The 25,327-nt window shown below is 71.8% G+C and carries 13 protein-coding genes, 1 tRNA gene and 1 other RNA gene; 12 read left to right on the plus strand and 3 right to left on the minus strand.

The window, feature by feature from the left end; all coding sequences use genetic code 11:
* Positions 1-81: 81 nt before the first annotated feature.
* Positions 82-2,085 carry a helicase HerA-like domain-containing protein gene (locus ACIPJ2_RS15765; RefSeq protein WP_402729594.1) on the plus strand — a complete coding sequence of 668 codons (2,004 nt, stop codon included), beginning with the start codon at positions 82-84 and terminating at the stop codon, positions 2,083-2,085.
* Positions 2,086-2,142: 57 nt separating this feature from the next.
* Here ACIPJ2_RS15765 and ACIPJ2_RS15770 read toward each other — a convergent pair whose 3' ends face one another.
* Positions 2,143-2,697: a hypothetical protein gene (locus tag ACIPJ2_RS15770; protein ID WP_402729595.1), complete on the minus strand. Its 555-nt coding sequence runs from the start codon at positions 2,695-2,697 to the stop codon at positions 2,143-2,145.
* Positions 2,698-2,966: 269 nt separating this feature from the next.
* Positions 2,967-3,051: transfer RNA gene (locus ACIPJ2_RS15775), tRNA-Ser, on the minus strand.
* 123 nt (positions 3,052-3,174) lie between these two features.
* Between ACIPJ2_RS15775 and pta the strand changes: the two genes are divergently transcribed.
* Together pta and ACIPJ2_RS15785 are read left to right on the plus strand one after the other, a co-directional pair.
* Entirely contained in the window at positions 3,175-5,301 is a 2,127-nt protein-coding gene (gene pta, locus ACIPJ2_RS15780; RefSeq protein WP_402729596.1) for a phosphate acetyltransferase, read from the plus strand.
* 64 nt (positions 5,302-5,365) lie between these two features.
* Positions 5,366-6,562 (plus strand): acetate/propionate family kinase, encoded by a 1,197-nt coding sequence (locus ACIPJ2_RS15785; RefSeq protein WP_402729597.1) that lies wholly within the window; start codon positions 5,366-5,368, stop codon positions 6,560-6,562.
* Positions 6,563-6,673: 111 nt separating this feature from the next.
* On the opposite strand, the gene ACIPJ2_RS15790 is transcribed toward ACIPJ2_RS15785, so the two are convergent.
* Positions 6,674-7,348, minus strand: a complete 675-nt coding sequence (locus ACIPJ2_RS15790; RefSeq protein ID WP_402729598.1) for an NAD(P)H-binding protein — start codon at positions 7,346-7,348, stop codon at positions 6,674-6,676.
* A 36-nt stretch (positions 7,349-7,384) separates the two neighbouring features.
* Here ACIPJ2_RS15790 and ffs point away from each other — a divergent pair.
* From ffs to ACIPJ2_RS15835, 9 genes are all read left to right on the plus strand, one after another.
* Positions 7,385-7,481: signal recognition particle sRNA small type (ffs, locus tag ACIPJ2_RS15795), an RNA gene on the plus strand.
* Between the two features lie 221 nt (positions 7,482-7,702).
* Complete coding sequence (locus tag ACIPJ2_RS15800) at positions 7,703-15,244, plus strand: beta strand repeat-containing protein (RefSeq protein WP_402729599.1); 7,542 nt, start codon at positions 7,703-7,705, stop codon at positions 15,242-15,244.
* Between the two features lie 162 nt (positions 15,245-15,406).
* Positions 15,407-18,094: a DNA polymerase III subunit gamma and tau gene (locus ACIPJ2_RS15805; protein WP_402729600.1), complete on the plus strand. Its 2,688-nt coding sequence runs from the start codon at positions 15,407-15,409 to the stop codon at positions 18,092-18,094.
* Positions 18,094-18,693 carry a recombination mediator RecR gene (gene recR / locus ACIPJ2_RS15810; RefSeq protein WP_144763514.1) on the plus strand — a complete coding sequence of 200 codons (600 nt, stop codon included), beginning with the start codon at positions 18,094-18,096 and terminating at the stop codon, positions 18,691-18,693. Before ACIPJ2_RS15805 ends, recR begins: the two co-directional genes overlap by 1 nt.
* A 145-nt stretch (positions 18,694-18,838) precedes the next feature.
* A complete protein-coding gene (locus ACIPJ2_RS15815; RefSeq protein WP_281265092.1) occupies positions 18,839-20,101 on the plus strand; it encodes an aspartate kinase in 1,263 nt (420 codons plus the stop codon).
* An 11-nt stretch (positions 20,102-20,112) separates the two neighbouring features.
* Positions 20,113-21,168 (plus strand): aspartate-semialdehyde dehydrogenase, encoded by a 1,056-nt coding sequence (locus tag ACIPJ2_RS15820; protein WP_402729601.1) that lies wholly within the window; start codon positions 20,113-20,115, stop codon positions 21,166-21,168.
* A gap of 96 nt (positions 21,169-21,264) precedes the next feature.
* Positions 21,265-22,752: a malate:quinone oxidoreductase gene (locus ACIPJ2_RS15825; RefSeq protein WP_402729602.1), complete on the plus strand. Its 1,488-nt coding sequence runs from the start codon at positions 21,265-21,267 to the stop codon at positions 22,750-22,752.
* A gap of 37 nt (positions 22,753-22,789) precedes the next feature.
* Positions 22,790-23,926 carry an Rv2578c family radical SAM protein gene (locus tag ACIPJ2_RS15830; RefSeq protein WP_402729603.1) on the plus strand — a complete coding sequence of 379 codons (1,137 nt, stop codon included), beginning with the start codon at positions 22,790-22,792 and terminating at the stop codon, positions 23,924-23,926.
* A 157-nt stretch (positions 23,927-24,083) separates the two neighbouring features.
* Complete coding sequence (locus ACIPJ2_RS15835) at positions 24,084-25,313, plus strand: sensor histidine kinase (protein ID WP_402729604.1); 1,230 nt, start codon at positions 24,084-24,086, stop codon at positions 25,311-25,313.
* Positions 25,314-25,327 lie beyond the last annotated feature (14 nt).

The following is a 25,327-nucleotide window of genomic DNA, read 5'->3' on the forward strand; positions in this document are numbered from 1 at the left end:
TGCGACGACGATCTTGTCGTTCTGGGTCAGGGTTCCCGCAGGACCGTACCGCGGGGGCGCACGCGTCCATAGGCTGTGTCCATGAGCGACGTGGTGGAGCAGGCACGGGCCGCGGCCGAGGCAGCGCGGGCCGCAGCGGACGAGGCACGACGCCTCGCGGACGAAGCGGCGACGCGTGCCGAGGAACTCGCGAAGGCGCTCGAGCAGGCGGCGCTCGCCCCGGATGCGGAACCGACGGTGGCGGCCGACCCGGCTCCGGAGCTGGCTGCCGCGACACCGCAGGCCGTCCCGGCGACCGGCACCGAGCCTCCCGTCGCGGCGACCGTCGGGGCAACCCTCGGGGCGACCGCCGAGGTGAAACCGGGTGGCGGCCCGAGCGGGCCACTCGGCGAAGCGTCCGTCGCGGCGATCCGCGACGGCTACACAGTGGACGGCAGCGCCCTCGAGCTCGGCGCCCTGGTCAACGGCGACCCCCTGCCGGACGTGCAGGTGCGCATCCCGCTCGGCATGCTCAACCGCCACGGCCTGGTGGCCGGCGCGACCGGGACGGGCAAGACCAGGACCCTGCAGGTGCTCGCCGAGCAGATCGCCGCGAACGGCGTCCCGGTGTTCGCCGCCGACATCAAGGGCGACCTGTCCGGGCTCGCCGTGGTCGGGACCGGCAACGAGAAGCTGCTGGCACGGACCGCTGGCATCGGCCAGGACTGGACCCCGGCGGCGAGCCAGGCGGAGTTCTACTCGCTCGGCGGGCAGGGTACCGGTGTGCCGATCCGGGCGACCGTCTCGGGCTTCGGGCCGCTGCTGCTGTCGAAGGTCCTCGGGCTGAACGACACGCAGGAGTCGTCGCTCGGGCTCGTCTTCCACTACGCCGAGCGGGCCGGGCTGCCGCTGGTCGACCTGTCCGACCTCCGGGCCGTCCTGACGTTCCTGGTGAGTGACGAGGGCAAACCGGAGCTCGCCGAACTCGGCGGGCTGTCGAAGCAGACGGCAGGCGTGATCCTCCGGGAGCTCATCACCTTCGCGGACCAGGGGGCCGACCAGTTCTTCGGGGAGCCCGAGATCGACACGCAGGTCTTCCTCCGGACCGCCGCGGACGGCCGGGGGATCGTGAGCCTGCTCGAGGTACCGGGGGTGCAGGACCAGCCGGAGGTCTTCTCCACGTTCCTGATGTGGCTCCTCGCCGACCTGTTCAACGAGCTGCCGGAGGTCGGCGACCAGGACAAGCCGAAGCTCGTGTTCTTCTTCGACGAGGCACACCTGCTGTTCAGCGGCGCCTCGAAGGACTTCACCGAACAGATCGTCCGCACGGTCCGGCTGATCCGGTCGAAGGGCGTCGGCATCTTCTTCGTCACGCAGACCCCGAAGGACGTCCCCAACGACGTGCTCGCCCAGCTCGGCTCGCGCATCCAGCACCAGCTCCGGGCGCACACCCCCGACGACGCCAAGGCGCTGCGGGCGACCGTGTCGACGTACCCGACGAGCGAGTACGACCTGGGGGAGGTCCTGACGTCGCTGGCCACCGGCGAGGCGATCGTCACCGTGATGAACGAGAAGGGCGCACCGACCCCGGTGGCGTGGACGCGCCTCCGCGCGCCGCAGGGGTCGATGGACCCGATGCCGTCGGCCGAGATGGAGGCACGGGTCGCCTCGTCCCCGCTCCTCGCCACCTACGGCACCCGGGTCGACCCTGACTCGGCGCACGAGATGTTGGCCCGTCGGATGGAGGCGGCTGCTGCGCAGGCTGCTGCCGCGGACGCACAGGAGGCCGCGGCCGCGGCTGCGGCTGAGGCGGAGAAGGAGGCCGCACGTGCCGCGGCCACCGCCGCGAAGGAGGCCGCGGCGCAGGCGAAGCAGGAAGCACGCGATCGGGCAGCGGCACAGAAGGAGTACGAGCGGACGCAGCGCGAGTTCGAGAAGGCGGAGCGGGCAGCGCAGACCCGACGGTCACGGAGCACGTCGTCGCGGACGTCGACCTCGCGGAAGGCGGACGACCCGCTGTCCGAGCTGCTCGGTGGCGGACTCGGCGGCTCGATCGCGAAAGAGGTGGTGCAGGGGATCTTCTCGACCCTGCGTCGTCGGCGGTAGGTCGTCCGGGCGCTCGGCGCTCGGCGCTTTTGTGCGTCGGGCGACCCTGCGTCGGCGTCAGCGTCGGCGGGTCCGGACGGCGGGGTGGCGTCGGCTGAACTCGCGCGTGGACAGCGGACGACCGAGCTCGGTCACCTGCACGCCGAGACCGTCGACGATCTGCTCGAGACCGGTGTCGCCCCACACGTCGGCCCGCATCCGGAACAGGCGCGTGCCCTCCACGTCGAGCGCGACGAGCTCCCGCGAGGTGCGATCGACGGAGCTGCCGAACGTCGTCGCGAGCACCACGCCCGCAACGGTGTCACGGGCGACGGTCCAACGCGGGGTCAGCACGCCGCGCACGGTGACGCCGTCGGGACCGAGGCCGACGAACGCCGACCGCAGGCGGATGAACAGGAGACCGACCAGGCCGCCGAGGACGACGACCACGCTGGCGAGGACGGCCCAGATCTGCAACGGGAACGACACCCACACCAGTGCGACGGCCAGGGGCACCGCCGAGAAGACGATGCTCAGCGCGGTGGAGCGGACGAGTGCAGCCCGCGGCCGGACCACGACGTCGTACGTCCCCCAGTCCGTGATCGCCGTCGCCGGCGCCGTCGTTTCCCCCACCACTGCTCTCCTCGTCCCCGCGGCCCGTCCGTCCCGGGCGTGCCGCGGGGTCAGCCTAGAGGACTCGCGGGTATCGGCGACAGGTCTGTCCACCCCTTCGGTGGCAGTCCTTGGCGAACGGGGTGCAACGGCGTCCCCAACGTGGGGGACCGGTGACGTGTCAACCCGTCGGATCCGCTCGGGAACGCCGAAACGCGCCGCCCAGACGGACGACGCGTTCCTGACGATGTCACTCCGGCCCGATGGTGAGGGTCGTGTGGCAAACACTGCGGAGAATGGGGGATTCGAACCCCCGAGGGCTTGCACCCAACACGCTTTCCAAGCGTGCGCCATAGGCCACTAGGCGAATTCTCCTGGCGCCATCTCTCGATGACGACACCCCATGGTACAGGTCTTGCGGGGTGTGGATGACCACCCCGCTCCACAGATCCTTCGCTCCCAGATGTCGTGACATGTCCGACGGCTACCCTGGGAAGCGTGTCGACCCGCATCTACATCACGTCAGCAGAAGGACACACGGGCAAGAGCACGGTGGCGCTCGGTGTCCTCGAGACCCTCGCCCGCACGGTCGGACGCGTCGGCGTGTTCCGGCCGGTCGCCCGCTCCGTGGACGAACCCGACTACGTGCTCGAGCTCCTGCTCCAGCACAGCGGTGCGAACCAGTCCTACGAAGACGCCGTCGGGGTGACGTACGACGACGTGCACGCGGACCCGGACGCCGCCCTCGGCACGATCGTCAGCCGGTTCGCCCAGGTCGAGCGCCAGTGCGACGCGGTCGTGGTCCTCGGCTCGGACTACACGGACGTGGGGAGCCCGACCGAACTCTCGTTCAACGCGAAGGTCGCCACGAACCTCGGCGCTCCCGTGCTCCTGGTGCTCGGCGGCCGGGACTCCGCCGAACGCGGGACCCGCACCCCGGCGGACATGGCACAGGTCGCGGACGTGACCACGAGCGAACTCCGCGCGGCGCACGCGCAGCTGCTCGGCGTCGTCGTGAACCGCGCGGACCCCGATGCCCTCGCCGCGATCTGCGACAGCGTCGCCGGTGCGGTGCACGACGACCACCCGGACGTCCCGGTGTGGGCCATCCCCGAGGACGCCGTGCTCGTCGCACCGACCGTGCGGGCGCTGCTCGCCGCCACCGGGGCGACGCTCGTCCGCGGGGACGACGCACTCCTCGACCGTGAAGCACTCGGCACCGTCGTCGCGGGCATGAGCATGGAGAACGTGCTCCCGCGGCTCATCGAGGGCGGCATCGTCGTCGTCCCGGGGGACCGCAGCGACGTCCTCATCGCCACGCTCCTGGCGAACCAGTCCGACACCTTCCCGAGCCTCGCCGGCGTGATCCTCAACGGCGGGTTCGAGACCGCGCCGCAGATCACGCGGCTGCTCGAAGGGCTGTCGAGCTCGCTGCCGATCGCCACGAACGACCTCGGCACGTACGATACCGCGCTCCGCATCACCCAGACGCGCGGTCGGCTCGCCGCGGACTCCCCGCGGAAGGCGGACCTCGCGCTGTCGCTCTTCGAACGGCACGTGCAGGCCGACGAACTGCTCGCCCGGCTGCAGGTCACCCCGTCGGGGGTGGTCACACCGCTGATGTTCGAGCACGGCCTGCTCGACCGGGCCCGGGAGCACCGCAAGCGCATCGTCCTGCCGGAAGGCGACGACGACCGGATCCTCCGTGCCGCCTCGACCCTCCTGCAGCGGCAGGTGTGCGAGCTGACGATCCTCGGCGACCCCGCGGCGATCCGGGCACGCGCGACGGAACTCGGCCTGGACCTCGACGCCGCGAACCTCGTGTCGCCGTTCGACCCGGAGCTCCGCGAACGCTTCGCCGAGGAGTACGCGAAGCTCCGTGCGCACAAGGGCATGAGCGTCGAACTCGCCCGCGACACCGTGACCGACGTCTCCTACTTCGGCACGATGATGGTGCAGCTCGGCCTCGCCGACGGCATGGTCTCCGGTGCGAAGCACACGACCGCGCACACCATCCGACCGTCGTTCGAGATCATCAAGACCCGTCCGGACACGTCGATCGTGTCGAGCGTGTTCCTGATGGCGCTCGCCGACCGGGTGCTCGTCTACGGCGACTGCGCGGTGATCCCCGACCCGTCGAGCGAGCAGCTCGCGGACATCGCGATCTCGTCCGCCGAGACCGCGACGCAGTTCGGCATCGACCCTCGTGTGGCGATGCTCAGCTACTCCACGGGCGACAGCGGCTCCGGCGCGGACGTCGACAAGGTCCGCGCCGGCACCGCCTTCGTGCGTGAGCGCCGACCCGATCTGCTGGTCGAGGGGCCGATCCAGTACGACGCCGCCGCCGACCCGACCGTCGCGAGCACGAAGATGCCGGACTCGCCGGTCGCCGGCCGCGCGACGGTGTTCATCTTCCCGGACCTCAACACCGGCAACAACACCTACAAGGCCGTGCAACGCTCCGCCGGCGCCGTCGCGATCGGACCGGTCTTGCAGGGGCTGCGGAAGCCGATCAACGACCTCTCCCGCGGTGCGCTCGTCAGCGACATCGTGAACACGGTCGCGATCACGGCCATCCAGGCCGGCACCGCGGCGCAGGCCGACCCGGCGCCGACCGCCGCCTGACCACCAGACCCAGCCACAGCCTCCCGTCCGGCCGCACCCGGCCACCCATGAAAGTGAGCCATCAGTGACCGCTGCCCTCGTCGTGAACTCCGGATCGAGTTCGTTCAAGTACCAGCTCATCGAGCTCAACGGCGAGCGCACGCTCGCCTCCGGGCTCGTCGAGCGCATCGGCGAGTCCACCGGTGCGTGGAAGCACACCAACGCGCTGACGGGCGAGTCCTCCTCGAACGACGCCGCTCGCGTACCGGACCACGCCGCGGGGTTCCAGGCGATGATCGACGCGTTCGCGAAGGTCGGACCGTCGTTCGACGAGCACCCGCCGTCGGTCGTCGGACACCGGGTCGTGCACGGCGGGACGACCTTCGACAGTGCGACGGTCGTCACGGACGACGTCGAGCGCCAGATCGAGGAGCTCTCGAGCCTGGCACCGTTGCACAACCCGGCGAACCTCGAGGGGATCCGCGCGGCGAAGCAGGTCTTCTCCGACGTGCCGCACGTGGCCGTCTTCGACACCGCGTTCCACCAGACGATGCCGCCGCACGCGTACACCTACGCGATCCCGGCCGACCTCGCGGCCGAGTACGGGATCCGCCGGTACGGCATGCACGGCACCAGCCACAAGTACGTCTCCGAGCAGGCGGCGGTGTTCCTCGACCGGCCGTTGTCCGAGCTCAAGACGATCGTGCTGCACCTCGGCAACGGGGCCTCTGCCGCCGCGATCGACGGGGGCCGGTCGATCGAGACGTCGATGGGACTGACCCCGCTCGAGGGCCTCGTGATGGGCACCCGCTCCGGCGACCTCGACCCCGCCGTCCTCATCCAGCTGCACCGTCAGGCCGGTCTGTCCTTCGACGAGCTCGACGACATGCTCAACAAGCGCTCCGGGTTGCTCGGGCTCACCGGCAACGGCGACATGCGTGACGTGCAGGCCGCTGCGATCGACGGCGACGAGACCGCAGAGGCGGCGCTCGCCGTCTACCGGCACCGGATCCGTCGGTACGTCGGCGCGTACACCGCCCAGCTCGGCGGGCTCGACGCCGTCGTGTTCACCGCGGGCGTCGGCGAGAACAACGCGCTGCTCCGCCGACGCGTGCTCGCGGGGCTGGAGCACCTCGGGATCGAGGTCGACAACGACCGCAACGAACTGCACTCGAAGGAGGCGCGACTGATCTCGACCGACTCCTCCCGCGTCGCGGTGCTCGTGATCCCCACGAACGAGGAGCTCGAGATCGCCCGGCAGTCCGCCGCGGTCGCGCTGTAGGGGAGTGCCGCGTCACGCGGGTGGGGCCGGCGCGTGTGGTCCGCGAAAGCGACAGGGTGCCGCGGAACTTCCGCGGCACCCTGTCGCTCTCGCGGGAGGGACGGCGGGTCGTCAGCTGATCGCCGCCAGCGCCGCCGGGATCGGGGTGTTGCCGCTCGTGACCTCGAACTGCACGCCGACCGCGGTGTCGTCGAGGAGCGCGTGCAGCACGACGGCGGCGACGTCGGCACGGGGGATCGACCCCCTGGGAACCGTGCTGCCGACGGCGATCGTGCCCTGCGGAGGGGTGTCGAGCAGGCCACCTGGTCGGACGATCGTCCACCGCATGCTCCGCGCCCGCAGGTCGGCGTCCGCCTCGGCCTTCGCGCGGAGGTACACCTGGAACACCGCGGCGTCGTCCTTCGCCGGGACGACCGCGAGCTCCGGGTCGTAGGTGTCCGCGGCCATCGCCGACACCATGACGTACCGGTTGATCCCCGCCCGTTCGGCGGCGTCAGCGAGCAGGGCGGCGGCGTCGCGGTCGACGGAGAGCTTCCGTTCCGCACCGCTGCCCGGGCCGGCACCGGCGGCGAAGACGACCGCGTCGACACCGCGGAGGCGGAGTGCGAGCTGGTCGTCGTCGAGCTGCTCGAGGTCGGCGACGATCGCGGCTGCGCCGGTCTGCTCGACGTCCGACACGTGGGCGGGGTTGCGGACGATGCCGATGGCCTCGTGTCCGGCTTCGGTGATCAGGCGGGCGAGGAGCAGGGCGATCTGGCCGTGTCCTCCGGCGATGGCGATCTTCATGGTTCGATCGTGCTCCTCGTGTCCGGTAGACTGCTTGGCGGCTCCTCACGTGACGCCATCCAGGCCAACTCCCCCAGGGCGGAAACGCAGCAAGGGTAACCGGGCTCTGGCGGGTGCGTGAGGAGTCTTTTTCGTGTCCGCGCGGGGAACGCGGGGACCAGGTAACCGGGGCAGCGTCGGATTCACGCGGGGTGCGTGAGGAGTCTTTTTCGTCCCGGGACGCGCATCCAGCCTGAACGTGTGCCAAGATCCCCCTCAGGAACCCCCAACCAGGGTTCCTGCCCTCACCGGCTCACCACCGGCGGGGATCCGAGGATCAGGTGGCGGGCATGCCCGCCAGGATGAGGAACACACATGCGCAAGCACGTGTCGCTCCGTGGTACCCGCGTACCCACCGGAGCCGGCGATGGCACACGACAGACCACTCCAGGCCGACGGGAACGCCGACGGGAACACCGACGGCGAGCACCAGGCGGTGATCGGCTGCTGCTCCGCGGCGGCGTCGTCGCCACCGTGACCGCCCTCATCGCCGCGACGGTCGCGATCCAGCCGGCCGCCGCCGCGCCGAGCGACGTCGCGGAGAGCGAAGGCGTGCTGCTCGGCGGGTCCGGGCTGGTCAACGCCGACGCCATCGTGCAGTTGGCCGGTGCCTACTCCGCCCGTGGTGCGACATCCGGCGGCGGGACCACGAGCCAGCCGGTGGACGTCACAGCGCTGAACGCGGTGAACGTCAACCTCGGCAACGACATCGACCTGCTCGGGTCGAACGGCATCCTGACCCTCGGGGCGGCCGGTCAGTACGCGACGTCCTCGGCGTCCGGCGCGACCGGGTCGTCCGGGCTCATCACCGGCAACGGCGGCATCGGTGTCGGCAACGGCGCGAACGGGTCCGGCGCCTCGCTGAACCTCGACCCGCTGCTGTCCCGCGTCGGCGCGAACTCCAGCGTCCTCGCCGACGGCCGACTCGAGGTCGGTGCGCTCGCCTCGACGATCTCCGCGACGCGCGGCACCTCGGTCGGGACGACGAGCGACTACCAGATCGCCGGCGCGAAGCTGAACCTGCAGAGCCCGGCGGTGTCGGGGCTGACCACGTCGCTCCGGAGCGACCTCCGGACGTTCTCGTCGGGCGTGAACTCCACCATCGGCGCGAACGGCGCACTCTCCGGCATCACCGGGCAGCTGACCACCGGGCTCACGGGCGCGCTGTCGTCACTCGGCCTGATCTCGCTGAGCGGGACGACGGCACAGGCGACCGTGAACCTGAACCTGGACGACACGCTCACGCAGGTGCTCGCTCAACCGCTCACCTCCGGGGCCGTCACGATCACGCCGGCCACCGGCGCGGTGTCGGTCGACCTCGACCAGCTCACCGCCCTGAACGGCCAGCCGGCGAACACCCCGGTGCTGACGCAGCAGGCGGTCACGTCGATCAACACGGCGATCGCGGACATCCTCGAACGCCAGCTGCCGTCCGCACTGCAGACCGCCGTCGTGAACGCGATCAACTCGACCGCGATCTCGATCCGCGTCACCGCGAACGCCACGCTCGCCGGACTGCCGATCACGGGGCTCACGCTGAACGTCGCCACGACCCTCGGGCAGCTCCTCGGTACGACGGCGGGGACCCCCACGGTCACGGCGTCCGGGCTCACCGGCGCCGCGCTCGCGCCGCTCCTGACACCCGTCGTGAACACCACCCTCATCCCGCTCGTCCGCGGGGTCGTCGGCCCGCTCCTCACGGGCGACGCGATCACGACGCTCGGACAGACCCTCACCACGACCACCACCGCGGTGGCGAACCTGCTGTCACCGGCGGTCCTGCTGCTTCGCCAGGTCATCGACCTGACCGTGAACGCGCAGGACACCACGACCGGGTTCCGTGACCCGCGCGGCTCCGACGCCGGCGCCAGGAGCGTGCACGCCCTGCGGCTGTCGATCCTGCCCGGTGCGAACGTCGCCACCGTCGACCTCGCGACGTCGACGGTGCATGCCAGCGCGGTCGCTCCGGTGACGATCGCCACGCCGACCGCGAACCAGCAGTTCAGCGTCCCGTCCGCATCGTCGACCAGGTCCGTCACCGTCAGCGGTGCCGGCGAACCCGGGGCGACCATCGCGGTCGACCTCGGTGCCGGCCGGACGGGGACCGCCACGGTGGCCGCGAACGGCACGTGGACGACCTCGATCGCGAACGTACCGACCGGTGACCACACCGCGACGGCGACGCAGACCGTCGGCGGTGCGACGGCGGGGACCGCCACGCAGCCGTTCTCGGTCGTCGCGCAGCAGGCGCTGACGATCACGACACCCACCGCCGGGCAGACCTTCACCATCACGGGTGCCTCGGCCCCGGTGACGCTCACCGGCACCGCGACCCCGAACTCCACGGTGGCCGTCGACCTCGGCGGCGGTCGCACCGGCACCGGCACCACGGACGGCTCGGGCGCATGGAGCGTCACCGTCCCAGGTGTCCCGGCGGGCGGCTACACCGCGAGCGTCACGCAGACCGTCGGCGACTCGACGTCGAACGCGGTCACCCGTGGGTTCCGGGTCGTGCAGGCCGCCGGTCTGACGGTCGCGACCCCGACCGACGGGCAGGTCTTCCCGGTCGCCGACGACGACGGCACGCGCGACGTCCCGTTCTCCGGCACCGCCCAGCCCGGCGCGACGGTCGCCGTCGACGCCGGTGACGGCCACACCGCCAGCACCACGGCCGGTGCCGACGGCACCTGGTCGACCACGGTCACGGGGATCCCGGCTGGCGACCACACCGCGTCGGTCACCCAGACGGTCGGCGGATCGACGAGCGACCCGGTCGAGCGTGCGTTCTCGGTGACCGCGGCAGCGGCACTCACGATCACCACACCGACCGACGGCAGCGTCATCACGGTTGCCGACGCATCGTCCACCACGCCCGTGACGGTGAGTGGATCGGCGGCGCCGGACGCCCGCGTCTCGGTCGGGATCGGCGGTGCGTTCACGGCGATCGTCACGGCGGACGACGACGGCGACTGGACGACGACGTTCCAGGGCGTCCCGGTCGGCGGCCGAACCGTGACCGCGACCCAGACCGTCGGCGGCACCACCTCGGCCGCGGTGACCTCGACCTTCTCCGTCAGCGCCGGCGACCCGCTCGTGATCACCGCCCCGGCGGACGGCGCCGTGGTCACGGTGCTCGCGGGCACCACGACGGACCTCCCGGTCTCCGGGACCGCCGAGGCCGGCGCCGACGTCGCGGTCGACCTCGGCGGCGGCCGGACCGCGTCCACGACCGCTGACGACGACGGCGACTGGTCGGTCACCGTCGACGACGTCCCGGCAGGCCGGTACACGATCGCGGCCACGCAGACCGTGAACGGCACCACCTCGCCGGTGCTCCGGCAGGTGGTGACCGTGCGGGCAGCAGCGGCGCTCGCCGTGACCGCGCCGGCGCAGGGTTCGACGACCACGGTCGCGCAGGACTCCTCGACGATCGACGTCCCGGTGACCGGGACCGCCGAGCCCCGCGCCGACGTCAGCGTCGTGGTCGACGGCGGGACTCCGGTCTCCACGACCGCGGACGACAGCGGTGCGTGGAGCGTCACGCTGCCCGACGTCGGGACCGGCGACCACACCGTGTCCGTCACGCAGACCGTCGGCGGACAGACCTCTGCCGCCGTCGACCGGGACTTCTCGGTCGAAGCCGGAGACGCCCTGACCATCGACACGCCGACCGACGCGCAGGAGGTCCCCGCGGGCGGCGACGGCACCGCCGGCGTCATCGCGAGCGGCACCGCCGAAGCCGGAGCGACCGTCACGGTCGTGTTCGACGACGGTGACCCGATCACGGTGACGGCAGGAGCCGACGGCCGCTGGACGGCTCCGGCGACGGGCAGCACGACGCTCGGCATCGGCAGCCACACCGTCAGCGCCACCCAGACCGTGAACGGTACCGACGGTCCCACCGTGGAACGGGACTTCACCGTGGTGCCCGGTCGTGCCATCACCATCGACACCCCGCCGACCGGCTCACGGTTCGTCGTGGTGGACGCGGACGCGAGCGCGGACGTGACGATCACGGGGACCGCGGAGCCGGGTGCGGACGTCTCCGTGTCCGTCGGCGGCAGTACCCCGCTGACGACGACCGCCGACGCCACGAGCGGGGCATGGACCGTCACAGCCGAGGGGCTCGCGCCCACCGGCACGTACACGGTGAACGCGACGCAGTCGATCGAGGACGTCGAGACGAGCGCGCTCCCGACCACCTTCCAGGTCGTGACCGCGTCGCCGGTCCGGATCACCGCACCGGGGGCCGACGCCACGACGGTCGTCGCAGGACCGGACGTCACCACCGACGTCACGGTCTCCGGCACGGCGCAGCCGGGGGCGACCATCACGGCAGGGACCGACGGTGCCGACGACCAGACCACCACGGTCGGGGCAGACGGCACCTGGTCGGTCACCTTCCCCGGCCTCGGTGTGGGGGAGCACCCCGTCTCGGTGACGCAGACGATCGGCGACGCCACGTCGAGCCCCGTCGACCGCACCGTCCGCATCGAGGCGGCCGACCCCGTCACCGTCACCGACCCGGCGGCGGGTGACGTCCTGTACGTCGTCGGTGACGACGGCACCCGTGACGTGACGGTGCGCGGCACCGCCGCGGCGAACGCACCCGTCACGGTGCGGCTCGGCGACGACGAGGTCACCACGACGGCGAACGGCGACGGCGACTGGACGGTCACGTTCACCGACGTCGGTGTCGGTGTGGTCCCCGTGACCGCCACCCAGACCGTCAACGGCACCACTGCCTCCAGTCCGGACCGCACGGTCGACGTCCGGGCCGCGGACGGCGTGGTGATCGACGCGCCGACGGACGGCCAGCAGCTCACCGTCGCGGACCCGAGCGGGACGGCCGACGTGCGTGTGGCCGGGACCGCGCAGGCGGGCGCCGACGTCACCGTCACGCTCTCGGACGGTTCCACCCACACGGTCACCGCCGGCGACGGGGGCGACTGGGAGTGGACCTTCGCGGACAAGCCGGTCGGCGACTACCGGGTGACGGCGACCGAACGCTTCGACGGTCAGACGTCGCCCGCTGCGAGCGTCGGCGTGTCCGTCGTCGCCGGGGCGGCACTGACCGTCACCGACCCGGCCGGCGCCACCCGTGTCACCGTGGCCGACGGTGACGCGACGACCGACCTCGACTTCTCCGGAACCGGTGCACCCGGTGCGACGGTCACCGTCGACCTCGGTGCCGGCGGGTCGGCGACGGCGACGGTCGACGACGACGGTGACTGGGCGGCGACCGTCGAGGGGATCCCGACCGGGTCCTGGACGGCATCGGTGACCCAGGCGCTGAACGGCACGACGAGCGCCGCGGTCGAACGACCGGTGTCCGTCGTCCCCGCCGCCGACCTGACGATCCGCCAGCCGGACGCCGACGAGCCGATCACGGTCGCGGACGCCGACCAGACGACGACCGTGACGGTCGCCGGTGACGCCCAGCCGGGTGCAACGGTGTCCGTGACGATCGACGACCGCGACCCGGTCGACGTCACCGCCGGACCGGACGGCACGTGGGCGCTCGACGTCGACGGCCTGGGTGTCGGGGACCACGACGTCAGCGTCACGCAGACGGTCGCCGGATCGACCTCGACGACCCCCGTCGAGTCGACGTTCACCGTCGAGGCCGGTGCACCGGTCGAGGTGACCACGCCGGAGACCGACCAGGAGTACACCGTGGCCGACGACGACGCCACGACCACCATCACGGTCAGCGGCACCGCCGAACCGGGCGCGACCGTGGTCGTCGACCTCGGCGGCGGACGGAGCGAGTCGACCACGGCCGGGACCGGCGGCGCGTGGAGCGTCGACGTGGCGGACGTCGGCGCCGGCGACCCGGTCGTCAGCGTCACGCAGCGCATCGGCGACACGGAGTCCGCTCCGGTCACCGTGCCGATCCACGTCGTCGTCGCCGACCCGATCACGATCGCGACCCCGGTCGCCGACTCGACGATCCGGGTGGCGGAGGACGACCAGACCACGACGGTCACCGCGACCGGCGCCGCCCAGCCGGGCGCCACCGTCCGGGTCACGCTCGACGACGGTGACCAGCAGACGGTCACCGCGACGGACGCCGGGACGTGGTCGGTCGAGTTCGACGGCGTCGGGACCGGCCAGCACACCGTGCGGGCCACCCAGACGACCGGCGGCTCGACCTCGGCACCGGTGACCTCCCGCTTCACCGTCGCCGGCGCGACGACGCTCGCGATCGACGCCCCGGCAGCGGGGTCGACCATCACGGTTCCTGCGGGCGCCACGGGTGCTGACGTCGTCGTGAACGGCAGCGGCCAACCGGGCGCCACGGTCCGCGTCGTCGCCGACGGGCGCGACCCGGTCGAGACGATCGTCGGTCAGGACGGCCGTTGGACGACCACCGTCGACGGACTCGGCGAGGGAGACCACACCCTGTCCGTGACGCAGGTCGTGAACGGCACGACGTCCGATCCGGTCGGCCGTGGGTTCTCGGTCGCGATCGCCGACGCCGACGCGATCGTCGTCACGTCGCCGGCAGCCGGGACGACGTACCGGGTGCTCGGCGGGTCGACGGACGTCACCGTCACCGGAGCGGCCGCTCCGGACGCACCGGTGTCGGTCACGATCGACGGCGGCACGCCGGTCACGACCACGGCGAACGGCGACGGGGCCTGGACGGTCACCGTGCCGGGTGTCGGGGAGGGGCAGCACACGATCCGCGCGACGCAGACCGTCGGCGGCACGGACGTCACCGCTCCGGAGGTCGGCTTCTCGGTCGTCGCCGCGACGCCGGTCTCGGTGACGAGCCCGGCGGACGGTCAGGTCGTCCCGACCACCGGCGGCAGCGTGTCGATCCCGGTGAGCGGCACCGCCGAGCCCGGGGCCACCGTGACCGTCGACATCGACGGCACCACGGTGACCACGACCGCGGGGACCGACGGGTCGTGGACCGTCACGGTGGGCGACGTCCCGCCGGGCGACCACACCGTGTCCGTCACCGAGACGGTCGGCGGCCGGACCTCCGACCCCGTCACGAGCGGGGTGACGGTGGTCGTCGCCGAACCGGAGGACGTGGTGATCACCTCGCCGGTCCCCGGCCAGCTGATCCCCGGCACCGGGGCGGGCGACACCGGGTCCTTCACGGTCACGGGCCACGCCACACCGGGTGCCACGATCACGGTCACGCTGTCGACCGGGCAGGTGCGCACGACGACGGCCGACGCGAACGGCAACTGGAGCGTCAGCTTCGACCGCGTCCCGGAGGGACGCTGGACGATCCGCGCCGTGCAGACGGTGAACGGCACGAACAGCACCGCTCCGGAGGTCCCGATCGTCGTCAGAGCGGTCGACCCGCTCGCGGTCACCTCGCCGCCGTCCGGGTCGCACCGGACCACCGGCAGCGACGGGTACGTCGACTGGCCCGTGACGGGTACCGCCGAACCCGGCGCGACGGTGACGGTCACGGCGGACGGAGGCGACCCCGTGACGGTGACGGCAGGGACGGACGGGACCTGGCGGGTCGTGCTGCGCCTCGCGGTCGGCACGCACCGGATCACGGCGACCCAGACGGTCGACGGCGCGACGTCCGAGCCGCAGGTGTGGACGATGATCGTCGACGCAGCGGTCGACCCGGGCGGCCCCGGCACACCAGGGACCCCGGGAGCCCCCGGCGCACCCGGTACGCCGGGCCTGCCCGGATCGGGCCCCGGGAACGGCAACGGCGGCTCCGGGAACGGCGTCGGCAGCACCGCAGGTGGTCTCGCCTTCACCGGTGCCGACGTCGCCCCGCTCGCCGGGGCAGCTGGTGGCCTGGTGGTCCTCGGGTTCCTGCTGCTCGGCCTCTCCCGGCTGGCGCGCGGCATCCGCCGCCGCAACCAGGGGTAGGTCAGCACCTCCCGCAGCGCGCCTCCCGGTCGTCGTCCTGACGGCCGGGAGGCGCGGTGCCGTCCACGCACGCACCCGGCGTCACGACGTGGTCGGGTCCACCCCGCGTGGCGGCTCTCCACACCGGCCCCGGCTGTCGGTCGTCCCGGCTACCCTTGTCGCGTGGTCACCGCCCTGTATCGCCGTTACCGGCCTGAGAACTTCGCCGAGCTCATCGGGCAGTCGCAGGTCACCGACCCGCTGCGCACCGCGCTCCGGACCAACCGGGTCAACCACGCGTACCTGTTCAGCGGCCCGCGCGGCTGCGGCAAGACGACGTCGGCCCGCATCCTGGCGCGCTGCCTCAACTGTGCGGAAGGCCCCACCGACACCCCGTGCGGCGTCTGCCCGAGCTGCGTCGAGCTGGCGCGCGGCGGCAGCGGCTCGCTCGACGTCATCGAGATCGACGCCGCCAGCCACAACGGTGTCGACGACGCCCGTGACCTCCGCGACCGGGCCGTGTTCGCGCCGGCTCGTGACCGCTACAAGATCTTCATCCTCGACGAAGCGCACATGGTCACGCCACAGGGCTTCAACGCGCTGCTGAAGCTCGTCGAGGAACCGCCGGAGCACGTCAAGTTCATCTTCGCGACGACCGAACCGGAGAAGGTGATCGGGACGATCCGGTCCCGCACGCACCACTACCCGTTCCGCCTGGTCCCACCGGCGGCGATGCTCGAGTACGTCGAGCAGCTCTGCACGCAGGAGTCCGTGTCGGTGGCGCCCGGTGTGCTGCCGCTGGTCGTCCGGGCCGGCGGCGGCTCCGTCCGCGACACGCTCTCGCTGCTCGACCAGCTCATCGCCGGCAGCGAAGACGGCGCGATCGCGTACGAACGTGCGGTCGCCCTGCTCGGGTACACCGACAGCGCGCTGCTCGACGACGTGGTCGACGCGCTCTCGGTCGCCGACCCTGGTTCCGCCTTCGCGGCGATCGACCGGGTGATCCAGACCGGGCAGGACCCCCGACGGTTCGTCGAGGACCTCCTCGAGCGGCTCCGCGACCTCATCGTCGTCGCCGCCACCAACGAGAGCGCCGGGGCGGTGCTCCGCGGCGTCTCGCCGGAAGAACTCGACACGATGACCCGTCAGGCGGGCGTGTTCGGCGCGAACGGGCTGTCCCGTGGTGCCGACATCGCGAACCGCGCCCTCACCGAGATGACCGGGGCGACCTCGCCGCGCCTGCACCTCGAGTTGATGATCGCGCGGATGCTCGTCCCCGAAGCCGACGACACGCAGCGTGGTGCGCTCGCACGGGTCGAGCGGCTCGAGCGCCGGGTCGGTGTCGGCGACGCCGGTGGACACCAGGGTGGCCCGGAAGCCGTGCCGTCGGGGTCAGCCGTGGCAGCTCCCCGCCCGGCCCAGGCCGCTCGGACCGCCCAGGCAGCTCCGTCCGTCCAGGCCGCTCCGGCGGCGCAGACCGCTCCGGAGCAGCGCCGTCCCGAACCCTCGACCACGCCGGCTGCTGCACCGCGTCGCGCCGAACCCGCGCCGGTCGAGGCCACGCCTCCGACCAACGCCGCGCAGGACGCGGCTGCGTCCTGGGCGGCCGTCGCACCGGGTACACCCGAGGCCGCGCCTGCACCCGCACCCGCACCGAGCGCTCCGGAACCGGACGGGCACGCATCGGCGTCGTCGACGGGCATGGGCTCCGTCATCGGCACCGAGCCCGCGATCCAGCCGATCGCCGCGGTCGGGCTGCAGCAGATGCGGGACGCCTGGTCGCAGGTGCTCGAGCACGTCCAGCGCGCGAAGCGGTCGGCGTGGACCGTCGTCCAGCCGGCGCAGGTCACCGCCCTGCGGGACGACGTCCTCACGCTGACGTTCCCGAGCCAGCAGGACGTCGCCTCGTTCAAGGAGATGTCCGACCCGGCGACCAGCGTCAGCGAACTCGTCCGGGCCGCGATCATCGACGTGCTCGGGTTCCGCGTGAAGTTCGTCGCGCGTGGTCCCGGTGGCCCTGGGGGAGCCCCACAGCGTCCGGCCCCGCGCCAGGACACGCCGACATCGCCCGAGCCCGCCTCCGCTCCTGCTGCGTCGGCCCCGGCCCCGGCCGCTCCTGCTGCGTCGGCCGCTGCGCCGTCCGAGCCGACGTCGTCCCACACGGACCGGGCGCAGCCGGCGCCCGCGTCGGCGGCGCCGTCCTCGGCGCCGCGGTCACCCGTGCAGACGACGAACGCCGACACCGACACCCCTGCACCGGCTTCGGCACCCGCCGCGGAGACCGCCGCAGCGCGCACACGCGAGACCCCGGCGCCGTCGGGCCCGGTCACCGAGTGGGCCGTCGCGACCATCCCGGCGACGGACCCCACCGTCGGTGCCGTCCCGGACGACGTCGAACCGACCTGGGCCGCACCGATGGGCTCGATCGGTCCGGACGACACCGTCGCTCCCGCCTCGACGCCCACGTCGGGACCGGTCGCCGAGACCCAGGCGGCCCTCGACGCCCTGAAGGCCGGCGGCCGTGGGCCCGTCGCGCAGCCGGCACCGGCACCGGCGGCGCCGGACGTCCCCGTCGACGACTACCCGCTGGACGACGAACCGTTCGACGACGGCGCACCGTTCCCCGACCCGGGGCCCGGCGGAGCACCGGCGCGGAACACCCAGACCGCGCCCGCACCGGCACCGGCACCGGCACAGGCACAGGCACAGGCACAAGCACCTGCACCGGCCCAGGCACCCGCCGCACCCGCACAGCAGGCGGCTCCGCAGGTCCGTCGCCCGCCCGTCCCCGGTCGGTACGGCGAGGCCGTCGTGCGTGAGATCCTCGGCGCGCAGTTCATCGAGGAGACCTCCCTGAGCGAGGGCATCTGATGTACGACGGCATCGTGCAGGACCTCATCGACGAGTTCGGTCGTCTGCCCGGCATCGGTCCGAAGTCGGCGCAGCGGATCGCCTTCCACATCCTCCAGAGCGAGTCGTTCGACCCATCACGGCTGTCCGAGCTCCTGGCCGACGTCAAGGAGCGGGTGCGCTTCTGCGAGATCTGCGGCAACGTGACCGAGTCGGAACGGTGCAGCATCTGCCGCGATCCGCGACGCCAACCCGCCGTGATCTGCGTCGTGGAAGAAGCGAAGGACGTCGCCGCGATCGAACGCACCCGCGAGTTCCGCGGGCTGTACCACGTCCTCGGCGGCGCGATCAGCCCGATCGACGGCGTCGGCCCCGACGACCTCAGGATCCAGCAGCTCATGACCCGGCTCGCGGACGGCACCGTGGAAGAGGTGATCATCGCGACCGACCCGAACCTCGAGGGCGAAGCGACCGCCACTTACCTCAGCCGCCTGCTCGTGCCGATGGGCATCCGCACGACCAGGCTCGCGTCCGGCCTCCCCGTCGGCGGCGACCTGGAGTACGCCGACGAGGTCACCCTCGGGCGCGCCTTCGAGGGGCGCCGGCTCGTCGGGGGCTGAACCGCGTCACCGCTGTGCCGCGCGGGCATCGTCACGCACGATCGTTGCGTGGACACCCGCTCACACGCAACATCCCCGAAACACCCCCTACCATTGTGGAAGCCGCGCATCGTCGCGGAACCGTCGTCCCCAGGAGTACCTACCCGTGGCCTTGATCGTGCAGAAGTTCGGTGGATCGTCCGTCGCGAACGCCGAGAGCATCAAGCGCGTGGCCAAGCGGATCGTCGAGACGAAGAAGGCGGGGAACGACGTCGTCGTGGCCGTCTCCGCCATGGGCGACACCACCGACGAACTGGTGGACCTCGCGCACCAGGTCACCCCGATCCCGGCCGGCCGTGAGCTCGACATGCTCCTCACCGCGGGGGAGCGCATCTCGATGGCGCTCCTGGCGATGGCGATCAAGAGCCTCGGCGTCGAGGCCTCGTCGTACACGGGCAGCCAGGCAGGCATGCTCACCGACGCCCAGCACGGCAAGGCCCGCATCGTCGACGTCACCCCGAAGCGCGTGCGTGAGGCGCTCGACGCCGGCCACGTCGCCATCGTCGCGGGCTTCCAGGGCTTCAACCGCACCACGGGTGAGATCACCACCCTCGGGCGCGGCGGCTCGGACACGACGGCGGTCGCCCTCGCAGCCGCCCTCGACGCGGACATCTGCGAGATCTACACCGACGTCGACGGCATCTTCTCCGCCGACCCCCGTGTCGTGCCGAAGGCCCGCAAGATCGACCGCATCACGAGCGAGGAGATGCTCGAACTCGCAGCCTCCGGTGCCAAGGTCCTGTACATCCGTGCCGTCGAGTACGCCCGTCGGCACGGCGTCACCCTCCATGTCCGCTCGTCGTTCAGCAACGTCGAGGGAACCATCGTCTACAACCCTGCAGAGGGGGAAACCGTGGAAGAACCGATCATCACCGGCATCGCCGGAGACCTCTCCGAGGGCAAGATCACCGTGGTCGGCGTGCCCGACCAGCCGGGCAAGGCCGCCGAGATCTTCACGATCGTGGCCCGCGCCGGTGCGAACATCGACATGATCGTGCAGAACGTGTCGGCCTCGAACGGGCGCACCGACATCTCGTTCACCCTCCCGAAGGACCAGGGCCAGAGCGTCCTGACCGCACTCGGCGTCGCGAAGTCGGAGATCGGCTTCGAGGGGATCCAGTACGACGACCAGATCGGCAAGCTCGCCCTGGTCGGCGCCGGGATGCGCACGAACGCCGGCGTCTCCGCCGAGCTCTTCCGCGCGCTGCACCAGGCGTCGATCAACATCGAGATGATCTCCACGTCCGAGATCCGCATCTCGGTCGTCACCCGCGCCGACACCCTGAACGACGCCATGCGCGTCGTCCACCAGGCGTTCGGTCTCGATGCCGACAACGAAGCCGTCGTGTACGCCGGTACCGGCCGCTGAGAGGAGCAGCCATGTCCCAGGAGCTCACCGTCGCCGTCGTCGGCGCCACCGGCCAGGTCGGCGCCGTGATGCGCCGCCTGCTCGAGGAACGCGACTTCCCCGCCACCTCGGTCCGCTTCTTCGCGAGCGCCCGCTCCGCCGGCACGACGCTGTCGTTCCGCGGGCAGGACGTCGTCGTCGAGGACTCCGAGACCGCCGACCCGTCGGGCATCGACATCGCGCTCTTCTCGGCGGGGGCCACGGCCTCCCGCGCCCTCGCACCGAAGTTCGCCGCAGCGGGCGCGCTCGTGATCGACAACTCGAGCGCCTGGCGGATGGACCCCGAGGTGCCGCTCGTCGTGAGCGAGGTCAACCCGCACGCGATCGAGACGGCGCAGAAGGGCATCGTCGCGAACCCGAACTGCACCACCATGGCGATCATGCCGGTGCTCAAGGTCCTCGACGCCGAGGCGGGGCTCCGTCGTCTCGTGGCGACGACCTACCAGGCGGTGTCGGGCAGTGGGCTCGCCGGCGTCGACGAACTCCTCGGGCAGGCCAAGGCCGCGCTCGAGCAGGACACCGCTCGTCTCACCCACGACGGCAGTGCGGTCACGTTCCCCGAGCCGGTGAAGTACGTCCGCCCGATCGCCTTCGACGTGGTCCCGCTCGCCGGCAGCATCGTCGACGACGGACTGGGGGAGACCGACGAGGAGAAGAAGCTCCGCAACGAGAGCCGCAAGATCCTCGAGCTGCCCGACCTGCTCGTCGCCGGGACCTGCGTGCGCGTGCCGGTGTTCACGGGGCACTCGATCTCGGTGAACGCGGAGTTCGAGCGGACCCTCACACCGGAGCGCGCGACGGAGATCCTCGCGAGCGCTCCGGGTGTGGAACTCTCCGACGTCCCGACGCCGCTGCAGGCCGCCGGGCAGGACCCGACGTTCGTCGGCCGCATCCGCGCCGACCAGTCCGCACCGGAGGGCCACGGCCTCGCGCTCTTCGTGAGCAACGACAACCTGCGGAAGGGCGCAGCCCTGAACGCGGTGCAGATCGCGGAGGTCGTGGTCGCGCGTCGCGCGGTCGCCGCGTAACCAGCAAGACGGACGGGAGGCTCGTGGCGGATCCGCCACGAGCCTCCCGTCCGTTTCCTTGGTCGCCTTGTCAGCGCACGCCGGTAGGATCGTCGGGTGGCAGTGAAGCAGGTGGAACCGATCGACGTCGTCCTCATCGGGGGTGGCATCATGAGCGCCACGCTCGGCGCACTGATCCACCGGCTGGAGCCGAGCTGGAAGATCCGCGTGTACGAGCGCCTCGGCAACGTCGCGCAGGAGTCGTCGAACCCGTGGAACAACGCCGGGACCGGTCACTCCGCCCTCTGCGAGCTGAACTACACCCCGGAGCTGCCGGACGGCCGGGTCGACATCGCCAAGGCCGTCGTCGTGAACGAGCAGTTCCAGGTCTCGCGCCAGTTCTGGTCGTTCCTCGTCGAGACCGGCGCCCTGCCGGACCCGAAGAACTTCATCAACCCGACGCCGCACATCTCCTTCGTCTGGGGTGCCGACAACGTCGAGTACATGCGTGCCCGCTACGAGGCCATGAAGGACCATCCGCTCTTCGCCGGGCTCGAGTTCAGCGACGACGCCGAGCAGATCCGGAGGTGGGCACCGGCGCTCATCCCCGGTCGCAAGAAGGACCAGCCGATCGCGGCGACGTACTCCGCGGCAGGCTCCGACGTCGACTTCGGGTCGCTGACCCGCCAGCTGTTCGACCAGCTCGAGGTGGACGGCGTCGAGTTCGAGGCGAACCACCAGGTCACGAACATCAGCCGCGGCAAGGTGTTCGACGGCTGGGCGCTCGACGTCCTGAACGAGGTCGGTCGTTCGAAGCAGTCGATCGCCGCGAAGTTCGTCTTCGTCGGCGCCGGCGGCGGGGCGCTGCACCTGCTGCAGAAGTCCGGCATCCCGGAGATCCGCGGGTACGGCGGCTTCCCGGTGTCGGGGGAGTTCCTGCGCACCGACGACCCCGAGGTCGTCCAGAAGCACTCGGCGAAGGTCTACGGCAAGGCGAGCGTCGGCGCGCCCCCGATGTCCGTGCCGCACCTCGACACCCGCATCGTCGACGGCAGTGCATCGCTGATGTTCGGCCCGTACGCCGGGTTCAGCCCGAAGTTCCTGAAGCAGGGGTCGCTGTTCGACCTGGTCCGGTCGATCCGGCCGCACAACCTCCGCCCGATGCTCAGCGTCGCGTTCTCGAACTTCGACCTGGTGCGCTACCTGATCGGGCAGCTGCTGGCGTCGAAGTCGACGAAGTTCGACGCCCTGCGTGATTTCATGCCGGCGGCGCAGCCGGAGAACTGGCACAAGATCATCGCCGGGCAGCGCGTGCAGGTCATCAAGCCCGACAAGGACAAGGGAGGGGTGCTGCAGTTCGGGACAGAGGTCATCACGGCCGCCGACGGCTCGATCGCCGGGCTGCTCGGTGCGTCGCCGGGTGCGTCCACCGCCGTGCCGATCATGCTCGGACTGCTCCGCAAGTGCTTCCCGGACCGCTGGGACCGCTGGGAGGACGCCGTCCGCGTGATGGTCCCGACCTACGGCAAGGACCTCGGCGACGACGCGCAGCTCGCCGACGAGACGCTCGAGCGCACGGCGAAGGTGCTCGGCCTGCACCACTGACCTTGCCATCCGTTCGAACGTGTGTTCGAATGGCTGCATGCGGTGGGACGGACAGGCGATCGACGCGTCGGGCAGCGACATGCTCCCCGGGCTCGAGTCGAACAGCGGGTTCGTGCGCAGTGTCACCACGCCCGAGTTCGCCGGCGTGACCTTCCACGAGGTCCTTGCGAAGTCCGCCCTGAACCGTGTCGGCGCGGTCGACGGCGGCACGTGGGGGATGACCATCAACCCGTACCGCGGGTGCTCGCACGCGTGCGTCTACTGTTTCGCGCGTCCGACGCACACGTACCTGGAGTTCGACGGCGGTTCGGACTTCGACCAGCAGATCGTCGTGAAGACCAACGTCGCCGACGTCCTGCGGCGTGAGCTCGCGAAGCCCACCTGGGACCGCCACCCCGTCGCGCTCGGCACCAACACCGACCCGTACCAGCGGGCAGAGGGCAAGTACCGGCTCATGCCCGGCATCATCGACGCCCTCGCTGCCTCGGGGACGCCGTTCAGCATCCTGACGAAGGGCACGCTCCTGCGGCGGGACATCCCGGCGCTCGTCGCGGCGTCGGAGCAGGTCCCGGTCGACCTCGCCATGTCCATCGCGGTCTACGACGACGAGCTGCAGCAGTCCGTCGAGCCGGGCACCCCGACGACGACGGCACGGCTCGCCACGGTGCGGGCGGTCCGGGACGCCGGGCTCTCGTGCTCGGTGTTCCTGATGCCCGTACTGCCGTTCATCACCGACACGAAGGCGCACCTCGACGACGCGATCGGCCGCGCGGCGGCGGCCGGTGCCACCAGCGTCATGTACTCCGCGCTCCACCTGAAGCCCGGCGTCAAGCCCTGGTACATGGACTGGCTCGCGCGCACGCACCCGGACCTCGTCGGCAGGTACCGGTCGATGTACCTCGACAACACCTACCCGCCGAAGGACTACCGACGGTGGCTCGGCGAGCGGATCCGCCCCATCATGCGGGCGCACGGCGTCGGTCTCGGGCGGATGGACCCGGCGACGGGCTCGATGGGGTTCTCGGTGGACGGCCCGGGGAGCGACCGGGCGGCGGGGGTCTCGCCGCTCAAGCGCGCCGATCCGGGCTGGGAACGCGGGCTCAGGCAGCAGGCGCTCGCACCCACCAGGCCCCGGGTGCAGGGCATCACGAACGGGGTGCCGACGCTCTTCTGACGATCGCTCGGTGCGCGTTCGGGGGACAGCAGGGGTGCAGCCATGCCCGGTATCATCGACCCAGTCGTCGCCCGGTGCCCGATCCGGGGTACACGGCCGGACCATCGGTGGTTGGATCGTGGGCGGCGCTCCCTGGCTCCCGGAAGGACGATGCACCGTGCTCGGCATCCCCACGCACCTCGCTCCGCGCGTGAACGCGTGGTCGACGGTGCGGGCGTTCCACGCGGCGGCCATCGGCTCCCTCGTCGCAGCAGCGATCACCCTGCTGCTGTTCCGTGCCAGCGACCCTGATGTCCGCGTCCTCGGCGCCGTGCTCGCGCTGGTGCCGATGCTCGGCATGATCGGCGTCCACGTGCAGTTCGGCACGTGGCGGTCGGCGATCGCCTTCCTGGCCGTCGGCGGGGCGTGTGCCTGGTGGTTCACGCACGTCGTCCAGAGCGAGATCGCCGTGCCGTGGGTGGCCTCGTACCTGTTGTCGCTCGTCGTGATCCCGCTCGTGCTCGTCGGCGGGGCCGGCGCGGTGCCGGGCAGGGTCGTCCTCTGGTCGATCGCCGGTCTCGTCGTCGGCCGCATCGCCACCACCCTCGCGACCGTCCAGGTGGGTGGCGCCGGCCATCCGCTGGTCCTGGCGTGGGTGACGCTCGCGTTCGTCGTGGCGATCGTGCTGGTCGCCGGCCGCAGCACGGCACGGTCGCAGCGCGTCCAGCCGGAGCTCCTCCGCTCGGCGCGAGAGGAGCACGTGTCGGCGTACCGCTCCGGCGTCGAGGCAGAGGCCTCCGCGATCCTGCACGACACCGTCCTCAACCACCTCGGCGCGATCGCGCTGGCACCGGACGGCCCGATGGACCAACACCTCGCACGCACCGTCGAGTCCGACGTGGCGATGCTCACCGGCCGCGCGTGGCTCGCTCCGGAGCCGCGCGCCGACGGGGGAGCGGCGGTCGAGGCCTTCGAGCACGTCGTCGAGGAGCACCGCGCCCACGGGCTCGAGGTCGTCGTGACCGGGGACCCGTCGGCCATCGCGCGACTCGAGCCGGCCGCGGTGACGGCCCTCGTCCGTGCGGTCGGGCAGTGCCTGGCGAACGTGCGGAAGCACGCCGGCACCGACACCGCCGAGGTGAGCGTGTTCGACGACGGCGTCGCGTGCACGGTCATGGTGGTCGACGACGGCCGCGGCTTCGACGAACAGCAGACCGGCGCCGACCGGATGGGGCTGCGGAACTCGGTCCGGGAGCGCGTCGGCCGTGTCGGCGGCGACGTGCAGGTGTGGTCGTCACCCGGGACCGGCACGAGCGTGATGATGACGGTGCCGTACGGCGCGCTGACCGGATCCGTCCGGTCGATCGGTCGCACGGACGGCGACGACCACCTGGAGTCCGCGTCGTGAGCGGCGGCCGGAGC

It is taken from the genome of Curtobacterium sp. NPDC090217 (assembly GCF_044746705.1).
In the GTDB taxonomy this organism is placed as follows: domain Bacteria; phylum Actinomycetota; class Actinomycetes; order Actinomycetales; family Microbacteriaceae; genus Curtobacterium.

Excerpts from the sequence above, each read along its gene's own strand:
- ACIPJ2_RS15830 (WP_402729603.1), top strand. The coding sequence starts at position 22,790 with ATGCGGTGGGACGGACAGGCGATCGACGCGTCGGGCAGCGACATGCTC.
- recR (WP_144763514.1), top strand. The coding sequence starts at position 18,094 with ATGTACGACGGCATCGTGCAGGACCTCATCGACGAGTTCGGTCGTCTG.
- ACIPJ2_RS15800 (WP_402729599.1), top strand. The coding sequence starts at position 7,703 with ATGCGCAAGCACGTGTCGCTCCGTGGTACCCGCGTACCCACCGGAGCC.
- ACIPJ2_RS15790 (WP_402729598.1), bottom strand. The coding sequence starts at position 7,348 with ATGAAGATCGCCATCGCCGGAGGACACGGCCAGATCGCCCTGCTCCTC.
- ACIPJ2_RS15820 (WP_402729601.1), top strand. The coding sequence starts at position 20,113 with ATGTCCCAGGAGCTCACCGTCGCCGTCGTCGGCGCCACCGGCCAGGTC.
- ACIPJ2_RS15765 (WP_402729594.1), top strand. The coding sequence starts at position 82 with ATGAGCGACGTGGTGGAGCAGGCACGGGCCGCGGCCGAGGCAGCGCGG.